The organism is Secundilactobacillus yichangensis, from assembly GCF_016861565.1.
GTDB lineage: Bacteria > Bacillota > Bacilli > Lactobacillales > Lactobacillaceae > Secundilactobacillus > Secundilactobacillus yichangensis.
The window spans coordinates 144,477-158,290 of sequence record NZ_BOLK01000003.1 but is presented as its reverse complement, the minus strand read 5'-3'; the positions used below and the strand labels follow the sequence as shown (position 1 = coordinate 158,290).

The following is a 13,814-nucleotide window of genomic DNA, read 5'->3' as shown; positions in this document are numbered from 1 at the left end:
GAAAGGATGATTTGATGATTGACCTTCATTGTCATTTACTCCCAGGAGTTGATGATGGTTCAGCTAATCTTGATAATTCATTAAAGCTTGCGACGGAAGCTGTTAATAACGGTGTGGAATATGCCTTGTTAACGCCACATCATATGAATGGTGTTTATATAAATCACAGGGTAGATGTGATTAGAGAAACTGCTGAATTCCAAAAACAATTGAGAGCGCATAGTATTCATCTTACTGTTTTTCCAGGTCAGGAAGTTAGAATTAATGGTGAATTGCTCAGGGCTTTGGATCAACATGATATTTTATTTGCTGATGAAGGTGATCAGTATTTGATGTTAGAGTTTCCTGATGACGACGTACCTGCGTACACGGCTGATATGATTTACCAGCTGCAACAGCGAGGCGTTATCCCTGTAATTGTTCATCCAGAGCGTAATACAAAGATCATGAGTCATCCAGATTTGATATACGATTTGCTACAAAAGGGATGTTTGTCACAAATAACAGCAAGTAGCTTTGTTGGAACTTTTGGGGAAAAAGTAGAGCATTTTAGTCAGCAACTCGTTAAGGCTGGGCAGTGCTATATTTTTGCATCTGATGCACATAATCTACCTGGCCGAAAGTATGAGATGAAAGAGGCCTTTGATAAATTACAAGTGGAGTTTGGCAGAGAACTGGTAGAAGAATTTGAAGATAATGCCAAAGCAATTATAAATGGAGACGCTGTTGTACCACATGAAATCCGTCAGGTTAAAGTAATGCGAAAAAAATTTTGGGGACTTTTTTAAAACTGTTAGTAATTTATGAAGGGATGGTAACGTATGGAAGCAGGGAGCCAACATGGAAGGGTTCAACGGTACCTCGATATGAAAAGTATAAATGAAGCCCACAACGAGGCTGGCGAACAAGTTTTGAACCAAGAAGAAATCGATTCTCGAATAATTTACCGTACAGTAAAAAAAATGTTGGATAAATTTTTTAGCGCTATAGCTCTTATTGTTTTGAGTCCACTTTTTTTAATTGTTAGCTTATTGATTAAGCATGAGGATCATGGGCCAGTATTTTACGTACAACAACGAATTGGTCGGAATGGAAAAATTTTCAATATGTATAAATTTCGTTCTATGGTTATTAATGCAGATCAAAACATTGATAAATTAGAAAAGCAGAATGAAGTTGATGGGGCGATGTTTAAGATGAGAGATGACCCCCGTGTAACACATGTTGGCAGGGTGATCCGCAAATATAGTATTGACGAACTACCTCAACTTTTAAACGTATTACAGGGCAACATGGCTTTAGTCGGTCCTCGCCCGCCTCTAGAACGAGAGGTCAAAGAGTATACTAAGTATGATATGCAGCGATTAATGGTAACCCCGGGCTGTACAGGACTATGGCAAGTTACAGAGCGTAATAGTGTTGGATTCCATGAAATGGTAAATTTGGATATTTCCTATATCCAACAATCGGGACTACTTTTTGATTTTAGTATACTTTTCAAAACTATTTGGGTGATGATAAAGCCTAACGATGCTTATTAAATACTTAGATGTTGCAGAAAAGGTTAGTATTTTAAACTGCTTTGTGCAATAAACGCTTAAAAAATTCATGTGCGAAAGTAAGTTCTTAGAAAATAGTTTTTATAAAACTTTTTATGCGTAAGTGCAATTTTATGATGAAGGAAAGCGATTCAAGGGTATAATCTGGTCAGAGGATCAGGTGTTTGGTTGTATCCAAAATGAGATAAGCTCCAAATAAATAGATTCTGTTTACGATAAGTTCATAATTTCTTATCCATTATCAATAATGATGATTGTAGGAATTATAGATGTTCTAATCATCTTCACAGAAAAAGATGCGCCAAAGCTTAAACAACTTTTTAAAAAGAATAATTATGGTCAGTATTTATTAAGAATGCTTAAAGAAGGCATAAATTATGATCATATCAGCCGTTAATCAAATAGACTACTTGATTGGCTTATTCTAAACACGAAATTAAAGTCGAGGTTTAAGATGTACCTGGTGGTAGACGATGCATCTCAGCCTTGACTTTTTCATTTTTAGGGTTTCTATTTTTTATTTGCAGTTGGATTCCGGAGAAGGCTAGAATTTATTCTAAATTTAATTATGAATAGTTACTAAGTAAGTAGAATGGAATTCTATTATGCAGTTAATTAATCTTGATGTGCTTTGTGACATTTTTTCGAAAAGTAGCAAGCAGTTATTAGTGTGGGTTTCAAGAACCAAGGACTATGATAATTGTATCAATATTGCATGATTTATGGAGGAATAATGGAAATGAAACAACATGTATACATAATTGGTTCAAAGGGTATACCAGCCAGATATGGAGGATATGAAACCTTTGTTGACAAATTAACAGCTGGGCAGCAGGACAAGAATATTCAGTATCATGTTGCAGCTCGTTCTGACAATTCCGAGTTTGGAGGAAAGCCATCTTTCTCTTATAATGGTGCTGAAGTTTTTAATATTAATGTACCTAACATTGGACCGGCTCAGGCGATAATTTATGATATTAAAGCACTAAAGTGGGCTATTGCAGATGCGAAAAAGAAGGAATATTATCATCCCATTTTTTATGTGTTGGCTTGTAGGATAGGCCCCTTCATGAGTCGGTTTCTTAAACAAATTCATCAAATCGGTGGAAAATATTACGTTAATCCAGATGGACATGAATGGAAACGAACGAAGTGGTCAGTTCCTGTAAGGCTATATTGGAAGTGTTCGGAAAGGCTTATGATCAAATATGCTGATCTCGTCGTTTGTGATAATCGTAAGATCGAAGAGTATATAGAACATGAATATCAAAATTTTCATCCGAAAACTACCTTTATTGCTTATGGGACTGATATTAGTTCGAGTAAATTAAAAGCTGAGAATAAAATTGTGAATAAGTGGTTTCGTTCTAATAGGGTTAAGCTAAAAAATTATTACTTGATTGTAGGAAGATTTGTCCCAGAAAATAATTATGAAACTATGATTAGAGAATTTATGAGTTCGAGTACCACAAAGGATTTAGTGATAATAACTAATGTTCAGGAGAATGTTTTTTACAGGAAAATAAAGGCTAACACACACTTTGATACTGATAATAGGATAAAATTTGTTGGCACAGTTTACAATCAGGAATTATTAAAGTTCATCCGTGAGAATGCTTACGGATATTTGCATGGTCATGAAGTTGGTGGTACTAATCCAAGTTTACTTGAGGCACTTGCAAGTACACAAATTAATTTAATAGTAAATGTTGGTTTTAATCGGGATGTCGCAAAAGATACCGCAATTTACTGGAATAAAGACACTGGTTCCTTGGCAAAAGCAATAAAAGCTGCCGACTCATATTCGGAAGAAGATTTAAAAAAAGCCAAGGAAAATGCTCTAGAAGTAATTAAAAAAGAGTATACTTGGCCAATCATAGTTCAAAAGTACGAGGAGTTATTTTTAAACTAAGATTGTCTTGTTGGCATTCTGATTAGATAATAAAAAAGGATAACTATGAAAAATATATTATATCTTCACGCCGGGGCAGAAATGTACGGTGCAGACAAAATATTACTTGAAATCGTCCAAAAATTAGATAAATCAAAATATGATCCTATTGTGATTCTTCCTGAAAATGGTGAATTAGTTGATGTGTTGAAGAATAATAGAATAAGGGTTTCTGTTATGCCTTATCCAATTGTACGTAGAAAGTATTTTACGATACCTGGAATCCTAAAATATATTATTAATTACATTCATTTTGCTCATCAGCTTGCTAAATTTGTGAGGGAAAATAAGATTGAATTGATTCATGTCAATACTACAGCCGTTTGGGAGGGTGTATGGTTAAAAACCTTTACCAATGCCAAAATAGTTTGGCATGTCCATGAGATTATTACGCATCCTAAAATCATTCGCAGAGTTGTTGCCTTTTTGGTACAACATTTTTCTGACAGGGTAATTACGGTTTCAAATTCTACAGCAAGAAATTTAACAAATGAAGGCTTGGTTAACCCCCAAAAAATTCGTGTTATTCATAATGGTATTGATGCTACAGGAGTTATTTCAAATGTAAAAAAAGAATATCACAAGTACGGTATTCAACAAAATGAGCTAATTGTTGGTATGGTCGGTAGAATTAACTCATGGAAAGGGCAAAAAGATTTCTTAAATGCAGTTCGCCCAGAATTAGAAAAGAACAAGAAAGTTGTTGCAATGATTGTTGGTAGTCCTTACAAGGGTGAAGAAAAATATCTTGAACAATTAGAAAAACAAATTCATACCTTTCCTACTGAGATTCGAAATAGAGTTAAATTGATCCCATTTCAAACAAATATTGAAGAAATTTATCAACTGTTGGATATTTTTGTCATGCCTAGTACATCGCCTGATCCCTTTCCAACTGTGGTATTGGAAGCTATGGCAAATGGTATTCCTATTATTGGTTACAATCATGGGGGTGTCCAAGAAATGGTGGTTCAGAATGAGTCTGGTATCTTGGTAGAGCCAAGGAATATCAAACTGCTTTCTCAGGCAATTGACCGTCTTTTGCAGAGTCCGCAAACATTACAAAAATATGGGGAAAATGCAAGAATACGACAAAAGCAATGTTTTGATTTGGATGAATTCGTGAATCAGGTGCAAAAAGTTTATGACGAGATATTTTTGTAATTTTGAAGAAGATAACAGATTACTATGCTTGAGCGAGGAGAGTTATGATGACTGACACTTTGAAAAAAATAAATTTATTTCTTATATATATTCTTCTTGTTCTACAGCTAGATATTTTTTTCGTGATTCCTATGCCTGATGTGTTTTATAAATTGGAATCATATACATCAAAATACCTGTCAATTGCAATTGTTGTGTTAATCATAGTCATTAATTTAGGGAAGCTCCCCCAATTTTTGCATACTTCAAAAATTTATGGTGTCACAAGCTGTCTTATTCTTCTTTTTACGACAATATTATTATTTTATAGTAAGACTTTGTATGATCAATCATTTTCAAGTTCGGTTACTTCGGCACACCAATTTTATTTGCTTCTTCTTTTTTTTGCACTTTACTTAGTTAATCCATCAAAGGAAATGCTATTTAAGATAGCTAAAGCAACAATTGTATTTAGCACGATTGCATCAATTATTCTAATTTTTCAAAGTGTATTGTACTTGAAAAACTTGACTTTTTTGGCACAAAATATCACGGCAGTAACAATACAAAGCCCAAGCTTTTTGTTTGGACTTCCTCGTATTTCTGAAGCTGCTGATTTTGTTTCGTTTTCCATTTTTATTCAATCTTATTTAGTCGCAACTAATAAGGTCAAAATTAGAAGTATAATTTTTTGGACTTTAACGAATTTCCTTTATATTATTTTTATTGCTCAGACAAGAATGTATATGATAGTTGACATTGTAATAGTTTTGTTAGCCCTTGTTTCTTTATTAAATAGGAAGAATATTCAATTTGGGATAATCATTGGGCTCTTAGCTTTAACTATTTCTGCTTTTGCTATTCATCCAATTATCGATCAGTTTGTAAACGGTACGCGTTCAATATCTTATTTTGTTCGTATACAAGCTTTAAAATTTTATTATAATGAAATACCAGCAAAATCTTTTTTTGGTATCGGGTTTCCAAACGGATCTCAAGATTTGGTACTTCATGGTGGTATATTAAATACCTTGGGATACCAGTACTACCTAGATGATTTAGGAGTTTTTGGGTTTTACGTTCAGTTTGGATTGAGTTCATTATTTATATTAGTGTCTTTTATCGGAGGAACAGTTAGAGCTCTTATAATTTCGAAAGAAAAAATCGGTGTCTTTCTTGCAATTGTTTACATTGGGTTAACTAGCATTTCTTTGTCTCTTTTAAATTCTCAAAGAATCTTTTACTTTGCAGCAATATTGTTTTTTATTTCAGTTATTTCAGTCGAATCAAAAAGTCGAAAAGACAAAAATTTGAACCTAGATGAGGGGGGAGTTTGTTATGACGCGAATAGCATTCCTTCTGTTGAATTACAACGTCGCCAAGGAAACAATTAAGCTTGCAAAATCACTTGCAAGCTTAATTGATGAAAATGACAGGATAATTATTATTGATAATAAATCGACAGATGATTCTGTTGAATTCATGCAACCAATTGCAAGAGCATTACATTTTGATTTAATTCTCTCTCCCAAGAACGGTGGGTATGCCAGTGGAAATAATCTAGGAATTAGTAGAGCTAAAAAATTAGGTGCAGAATATGTTTTCATAATGAATCCTGATATCAAATTAAACGGTCCTTTAATAGAACCAATCTATAATTTCATGATTTCTCACAAATCATGTGCAATTGCCAGTCCTTCCTTAGCTAATAGTAAAGGCACAAAGAAATACGGGAAAAGAATATCTTTTGGAAAAATTCATTTTGAAGATGAGATATTAGTCCGTGGCTTTAGACCACAAGAAGTGCAAACAGTTGATGGTGCATGTTATATTGTGAGAATGTCAGCAATTAACAAAGTGGGAAAACTACCTGAACTTTATTTTTTGAATTTTGAGGAAACTGAATGGTGTTTAATGTTTCAACGAGCTAAATTCAAAATATTTTCTCTTCCAATGCTGCAAGTCTTCCATGAGGAAGGTAGTGCAATTAGAAAAACGAGCGGAATGCAAGTTTATTTTTTGCGCAGAAATTTAGTTTTATTTAATTCGAGAATGGGCAGTAAAGGCGATCTTCTTAAGCTGATTCTCAAATTAATACCATTTTCTGTTTGTCAGAGTATTAAACACTTAAGTCTTGATCCTATTCATGCTTATGTAGATGGAATTACTGGGAAAAATCGTTTTGATGGTTAGGTGTTGAATTTGAGGAGAATTATATGGATGCAATAGTTACAGTTATCATTCCATTTTATAATAGTCAGAAATATATTCATCGGGCAATCAAGTCACTTATGGAACAGGAGTTTAATCATTTTAAAGTGTTTTTAATTGATGATGGATCTACTGATTCCGGATATGAGCAAGCTGTGGAAGAAATATCAAATGATCAACGATTTAAAGTTTTTCATTGCGAGCATAAGGGTGTCAGTTCGGCAAGAAATTTTGCACTACAAAGACTAAAAACCAGGTATTTCACTTTTGTTGACGTTGATGATACTTTATCGCCTATTCATCTAAAAAACTTAGTTGAAACCGGACTTTCAAATAAAGCTGATATGATAGTATGCGGATTAAAGTATTTTGATCAAAATGGTAAAATACTCTTCCAGTCACGATTATTAAATTCTAAATTTAACGTGTCTGAAGCAGTTGATAATACTTTTAATAAGTTTGGAATGGAAGGTGTAGTGTGGAACAAGTTATTTTGCAGTCAAATCGTCAAGAGTAACAGTATCTCATTTGATCCGCATTTAGTTCGATTTGAAGATCATAAATTTGTTGTAGAGTATCTGCTAAAATGTAACAATAATATTGTTACTATTCCTAGTAATAGCTACTACTACTGGCAACATAATAGTAGTGCATTATTATCAATGAGTAATAGTCTTGAAGAAGATTTTCTACCCTTTACTCAAATACTTCATCTGTGTATGCACGACAAGCGTATTTCATCAAAAAATATTAATTTAGAAATTTCAAAATCAAAAGTGGACTTAGCAATAAGTCATTATAGGCATAAGAAAGATAAGCTTGAAAAAGAAAAATCAATCAAATATCTTAAAAAAAATATGACCGTTAAAAACATTTTGAGTACATCAAATTATAAGCAACGAGCTATTTTTTCTTTCTTTTTCCTCCTAAGTAAGCTATCACCTTTAAAGTGAGTCTGTTAATTGGCAAGTCTATCAAATGAAAAGTTATCATATTCGGGCATGAAAGGGATTAGATGAAAACAGTAAAAAATTACCTTTACAACATGTCATATCAGGTGTTTGCGCTAATTGTACCTTTGTTAACGACACCTTATATTTCAAGAGTATTAGGTCCACATGGAGTGGGAATAAATACCTTAACAAATTCAACAACCCAGTATTTTACTCTTCTAGCTACATTAGGGCTGGGTTTCTATGGGCAACGGCAAATCGCATATAAACGCGACGATAAGGTTGAATTGAGTAAAAATTTTTGGGAGATAGAGATTCTTTCTATATTTACAACTGTTGTTTCTTTACTCCTATTTACAGTTTTTTTGATCATAGATGGTGAATATATTAAGTATTATTTAGCACAATCATTTTTGATTCTGGCATGTGCGGCTGATATTTCGTGGTTATTTATGGGACTGGAGAATTTTAAAGTAACAGTTTTAAGAAATTTTGTAGTGAAATTCTTTTCAGTGATTTTGATATTTGCGTTTGTTCGAACCAAAGAAGATATTTTTAATTATATACTCATTATTTCTGGGACTACACTTCTTGGGAACCTATCACTATGGCCTTATTTAAAAAAAACAATTATTTTTCATTTAAATGTTAAGCTTCATCCCTTTTATCATTTAAAAAACACTTTAGAATTATTTGTTCCCCAGATTGCTATAAGTATCTACTCAATTTTAAATAAAATTATGCTTGCTACATTAGGGTCAGTTGAATTAGCTGCATATTTTGATAATTCTGATAAAATTATACGTATTTTGCTGACAGTAGTATCTGCGTTCACAACAGTTATGATGCCTCATGTTGCAAATGCTTATGTTAAGGGAGCAACTGATAAAGTAAACAAGATGTTAAACGATGGGTTAGCATTTGCAATAATCATTACATTTCCCATGGTTTCAGGGCTTATCAGTGTTTCTTCAAAATTTATTCCATGGTTTTTGGGAAATAAGTTTTATCCAACTATTAATGTTATAAGAATTGAATCTTTGGCAATAATGCCTATAGCTATCGCAGGAATAATAGGCGCTCAATATCTGGTTGCAATTAATAAAAATAAGCTTTATACAATTTCCATTTTCGGTGGTGCGATTGTCACCATCCTTATTAATGTTCCATTGATATTATACTTAGGTGCGATTGGTGCAGCGGTGACTTCCGTGCTTTCAGAGTTATGTGTGACAGTTACGCAAATCTGGTTTACTAGAAAAACTATATTATTTAAGCAGTTTTATATTCTGCTTACTAAGGCATTTATTGCTGCAATAATTATGGGTATAGCAATCTCACTGGAAGTACAAGCGTTTCCTAGCAACTTTTTTGCCTTCTTGATTGAAGCCATTACAGGAATTATAATTTATGGTTGTATATTATGGACTGAAAAAGTGGAAGAATTCCGACTTGTTTGCAGAGAAGCTTATAGATGGTTTTCTATAAAAAGATTCAATTAGGTTACTATAATTAAAGGGGATGTGATGATGAAGCTAAATTATTTAAGTGTAAGTGGCATTTCTGATAGAAATGCTTGGAGTGGTACAATCTTTGCAATGAGTAGAATTTTATCTACTGTTTATGATCTCCGTGATCTACAAATGAAATTTTCATTTTTTAGAAAAATCCTGAGAAAATTTTTGAAGAAATTGAAGCTAGAAGGGTTATATTATGGTATTGAAGAACGACTAAATCGAAAAACAATTGCTAAATTTGGACTTTCACAAAGCGATATCACTTTTGCACCAGTTGGGAGTGAATGGGCACATCTAATTGATTTTTCTGAAGGGAAAGTTATTTATTTAAGTGATGCAACATATCATTCGATGAACAATTATTATTTCTTCAACAAGTCAGAAACTGAAGTAAAGCGAAAAAACATGAATGAAAAAGAAACCTTAAGCCGGTCTGATAAAATAATTCTAGCGAGTGACTGGGCTAAAAATGATGCAGTTAATTATTATCATATTCCTGAAGAGCGTATAAGTGTTATACCTTTTGGTGCGAATATTGAGGATAAATTTGATTATAATTTTTTCAACCCAGAGGCGAAAGAAATTAATTTTTTACTCGTAGGGGTCGAATGGAAACGAAAAGGTATCGATATTGCTATTGATACCGTTAACTTACTCAATGAGAGAAGCAATGGCAATACTTATCGTTTAAATATTGTGGGTGTAGATAAGCCAGCGAGTCTCTCAGAGAATGAGAATATAATCTTTTGGGGTAGACTTAGTAAAACTGATAAGCAACAGAGTAAAAAGCTAATAGCATTGTATAAGAAATGTGACGTATTTATTTTACCAACTAGAGCCGAATGTGCAGGTATTGTATTTTGTGAGGCAGCTTGTTATGCTTTGCCCACTTTAACGTATGACACAGGCGGTGTAAAATCATACGTTGTTCAAGGAAAGACAGGCAGTTGTCTACCAGAAGGGTCAACTTCAGCTGACTTTGCTGATGAATACATTAAATTAATGAGTGAGAATAGGCTTGTTCAATATTCAAGAGCTGCACGTGAGAGATTTGAAACTAGACTTAATTGGAGTGCATGGTTAGCGGACTTTAAAGTCGTGGAATCATCAATACGCTGATTGTTAATAATTTGACGATTATGGAGGTTTAACTTTGGGTAAATCAAAGGTAAAACAGTCAATACTTCTCCTAGTGGAGTAATTGATGATAATAATCCGAAAAATTAAATCAAATTATGACTATTACAAATTATTCGATTAAGCTTACTTTATTAAATTGTAGTCAAGATATTTGGTATGTACAAAATGTTGCGATAAAATTTCTTTTGGCTACTCTTAAAAGTGATAGTGAACTAGCAGTTTTTTTGATCAAGACAGCAATTACGGTGAATCAAATTTACAAAAAATTACAGAGAATTTCTGCGCTGAGAAATATAGTAATACAAAATTGATTATGATGAGTCCAATTATTAATAAGAATAGTAAGGGTCATGCTTTATTTCTGTACCAGAGATGGTTAGTTCGGAATCAATCACAACAGTATCAGCCTTTACTAAAATTAGTTTGTTTAAAGAAGAATTTTTTATTAATTTTGTATGTTATAAATGGTGTTGGAAATCAAGAAATATGGGTTTTGAAGTTATTTTATAAATGAGGGTGTAATTTTAAATCGCCAAACTAATGGAAACTACCAAAAAGGTTTCGGTAACTGTTAACGCCTGCCCTTAGACTGTATTATATTTAATATTTACCGAAATATTGCTTTTTTGTGTTAAGGCAGCGAGTACCATCAAAAATTAAGTAGGTTTAAAAGTTTTCATTAATGCAGTAATTCAAGTTCTTTTTGGAAATCAGAAAAAAGAGAATGCATAAAGTGTTTTAATGGGCATATTTGATGGTTTAAGGGGACAATTTGGAAAATATGAAGAAGCACAACTTAGTCAAAAAGAGGTGTAAATAATGAAGGGAATTTTACTTGCTGGAGGTTCTGGGACTAGATTATATCCGATAACTGAGGCTATATCTAAACAACTTGTTCCAATTTATGATAAACCTATGATTTATTATCCACTTTCAACTATGTTGTTAGCTGGAATTACAGATCTTTTATTAATTTCAACACCACGGGATTTGTCGAATTTTCAAGATCTCCTGGGGGACGGCTCCCAATTAGGCATTAACATTAACTATAAGATTCAAAAAAAGCCAAATGGTCTGGCTGAGGCTTTTATTTTAGGTGCTGATTTTATCGGTGATGACTCGGTTTGCTTAATACTTGGGGATAACATTTATTATGGTAGTGGCCTGTCCAAAATGGTACAACGAAGTGCACAAAAAGAATCAGGTGCAACTGTTTTTGGTTATCAAGTTAATGATCCCGAAAGATTTGGTGTGGTAGAATTTGATAAGAATCACCATGTTAAATCTATTGAGGAGAAGCCGGAACATCCTGCTAGCAATTATGCTGTGACAGGTATGTACTTTTATGACAATCAGGTTGTAAATATTGCTAAGAATCTTAAACCTTCGCCACGTGGTGAACTAGAAATCACCGATGTTAATAAGGAGTATCTAAAGCGTGGACAACTTGATGTTGAATTACTTGGACGTGGTTATGCCTGGTTAGATACTGGTACACATGAATCCTTACATGAGGCTTCTGGTTTTATTGAGACAGTTCAAAAGCGTCAGAATTTAAAGATTGCTTGTCTTGAAGAAGTGGCTTATCGAATGGGTTATATTGATAAAGAACAAGTTTACAAATTAGCACAGCCACTAAAAAAGAATGATTATGGCCAATATTTGTTAAGAATGATTGAGGAGGACTAATTTTGGGTAAATTAAAGGTAACAACAACCAAGCTACAGGATGTCAAAATTATCGAACCAGCTGTATTTGGTGATCATCGTGGTTTCTTTGAAGAAACATACTCAGATCGTGATTTTAAAGAGGCAGGTATTAACTTTGACTTCATCCAGGACAATCAGTCACTATCGAGCCAAGCCGGTGTTTTACGTGGGTTGCATTTCCAGCGTGGCGAAGCAGCACAGACTAAGTTGATTCGTGTGGTAACAGGTGCTGTTCTTGATGTGATTGTGGATGTTCGTAAAGGTTCACCTACATATAAACAGTGGGAAGGCTACATTATTTCAGAGAGTAACCATCGTCAACTATTAGTGCCTCGTGGTTTTGCACATGGTTTTGTTACTTTGACCAATAATGTTAACTTCTTATACAAGTGCGATCACTATTATGATGCAGAAGCGGATGGTGGCTTTTCATTCAAGTCACCTGAATTAGGAATTACTTGGCCAATTGATTTTGATACTGCTATTACTTCTGAGAAGGATGCTAATCAGCCAACTTTCAGTGAATTCGAAAAAGATAACCCATTCGTTTATGGTGAGATTTAAGGAGACTGAACATGGATAACTTAATTGTAACCGGGGCGGCAGGTTTTATTGGCTCTAACTTTGTGCACTATGTGGTTGAACATCATCCAGAAGTAAAACACATTACAGTTCTGGATAAGTTGACCTATGCTGGTAATCGTGAAAACCTGGCTGGTTTATCTAAGGATAAGGTAGAACTGGTAGTTGGCGATATTTGTGATGCTAAACTAGTCGATAAGTTGGTCTCTAAAGCTGATGCAGTGGTGCATTATGCAGCTGAAAGTCATAACGACAATTCATTGATTGATCCATCACCGTTTATTCAAACCAACATTGTCGGCTCGTACACCCTGATTCAGGCTTGTGTGAAGTACGGTGTACGCTATCATCATATCTCTACAGATGAAGTTTATGGTGATCTTCCATTACGAGAAGATTTACCCGGACACGGCGAAGGTAAGGGGGAGAAGTTTACACCTGATTCCCCTTATCGTCCAAGTAGTCCATACTCTTCTTCAAAAGCCAGCTCAGATTTATTAGTACGCGCTTGGGTTCGTTCGTTTGGTTTGAAAGCAACGATTTCCAACTGTTCTAATAACTATGGTCCTTACCAACACATTGAGAAGTTTATTCCACGGCAGATTACAAACATTCTTAGTGGTATTCGTCCTAAACTTTATGGGACTGGTAAGAACGTTCGGGATTGGATTCATACCAATGATCATTCACGGGCGGTTTGGGATATTTTAACCAAAGGTAAAATTGGTGAAACCTACTTAATTGGTGCCGATGGCGAAAAGAATAACAAGGAAGTCCTTGAGTTGATTCTTAAGATGATGGGACAGCCTAGTGATGCCTATGATCATGTTAAGGATCGTCCAGGTCATGATTTACGGTATGCAATTGATTCTACCAAGTTGCGTGAGGAGTTAGGTTGGAAGCCTGAATTTACAGACTTCGAATCTGGCCTGCAGCATACCATTGATTGGTATCGTGAACATGAAGATTGGTGGAAAGCTGAAAAGGCAGCCGTTGAAGCTAAATACGCTAAGAACGGTCAATAGTTTCAACTTGTGAATGTAAATAAT

At 34.1% G+C, this 13,814-nt stretch carries 12 protein-coding genes; all 12 read left to right on the top strand.

Features of this window, described 5'->3' with window-relative positions; translation table 11 throughout:
* The first annotated feature begins 14 nt into the window (after positions 1-14).
* The 12 genes from JUE95_RS03900 to rfbB all read left to right on the top strand — a co-directional run bounded on the left by JUE95_RS03900 (position 15) and on the right by rfbB (position 13,790).
* Positions 15-788 carry a tyrosine-protein phosphatase gene (locus JUE95_RS03900; RefSeq protein ID WP_203649332.1) on the top strand — a complete coding sequence of 258 codons (774 nt, stop codon included), beginning with the start codon at positions 15-17 and terminating at the stop codon, positions 786-788.
* Between the two features lie 78 nt (positions 789-866).
* Complete coding sequence (locus JUE95_RS03895) at positions 867-1,541, top strand: sugar transferase (protein ID WP_203649483.1); 675 nt, start codon at positions 867-869, stop codon at positions 1,539-1,541.
* 757 nt (positions 1,542-2,298) lie between these two features.
* Positions 2,299-3,471: a beta 1-4 rhamnosyltransferase Cps2T gene (cps2T, locus tag JUE95_RS03890; RefSeq protein WP_373305662.1), complete on the top strand. Its 1,173-nt coding sequence runs from the start codon at positions 2,299-2,301 to the stop codon at positions 3,469-3,471.
* 45 nt (positions 3,472-3,516) lie between these two features.
* The gene (locus tag JUE95_RS03885; protein WP_203649328.1) at positions 3,517-4,674 is read left to right on the top strand and encodes a glycosyltransferase family 4 protein; all 1,158 of its coding nucleotides are present in this window, start codon (positions 3,517-3,519) and stop codon (positions 4,672-4,674) included.
* A 47-nt stretch (positions 4,675-4,721) separates the two neighbouring features.
* Positions 4,722-6,047, top strand: a complete 1,326-nt coding sequence (locus JUE95_RS03880) for a hypothetical protein (protein WP_203649327.1) — start codon at positions 4,722-4,724, stop codon at positions 6,045-6,047.
* Positions 5,992-6,846 (top strand): glycosyltransferase, encoded by an 855-nt coding sequence (locus JUE95_RS03875; protein ID WP_203649325.1) that lies wholly within the window; start codon positions 5,992-5,994, stop codon positions 6,844-6,846. The genes JUE95_RS03880 and JUE95_RS03875 overlap by 56 nt, the downstream gene beginning before the upstream one ends.
* Positions 6,847-6,869: 23 nt before the next feature.
* Positions 6,870-7,817: a glycosyltransferase family 2 protein gene (locus JUE95_RS03870; RefSeq protein ID WP_203649324.1), complete on the top strand. Its 948-nt coding sequence runs from the start codon at positions 6,870-6,872 to the stop codon at positions 7,815-7,817.
* A 62-nt stretch (positions 7,818-7,879) separates the two neighbouring features.
* Positions 7,880-9,319 (top strand): flippase, encoded by a 1,440-nt coding sequence (locus JUE95_RS03865; RefSeq protein ID WP_203649323.1) that lies wholly within the window; start codon positions 7,880-7,882, stop codon positions 9,317-9,319.
* A 27-nt stretch (positions 9,320-9,346) separates the two neighbouring features.
* Positions 9,347-10,453, top strand: coding sequence for a glycosyltransferase family 4 protein (locus JUE95_RS03860; RefSeq protein WP_203649322.1), 1,107 nt, complete (start codon positions 9,347-9,349; stop codon positions 10,451-10,453).
* A gap of 840 nt (positions 10,454-11,293) precedes the next feature.
* Positions 11,294-12,163, top strand: coding sequence for a glucose-1-phosphate thymidylyltransferase RfbA (gene rfbA, locus JUE95_RS03855; RefSeq protein WP_203649320.1), 870 nt, complete (start codon positions 11,294-11,296; stop codon positions 12,161-12,163).
* Positions 12,164-12,165: 2 nt separating this feature from the next.
* A complete protein-coding gene (rfbC, locus tag JUE95_RS03850) occupies positions 12,166-12,747 on the top strand; it encodes a dTDP-4-dehydrorhamnose 3,5-epimerase (protein ID WP_203649318.1) in 582 nt (193 codons plus the stop codon).
* Positions 12,748-12,758: 11 nt separating this feature from the next.
* Positions 12,759-13,790: a dTDP-glucose 4,6-dehydratase gene (gene rfbB, locus JUE95_RS03845; RefSeq protein ID WP_203649316.1), complete on the top strand. Its 1,032-nt coding sequence runs from the start codon at positions 12,759-12,761 to the stop codon at positions 13,788-13,790.
* Positions 13,791-13,814 lie beyond the last annotated feature (24 nt).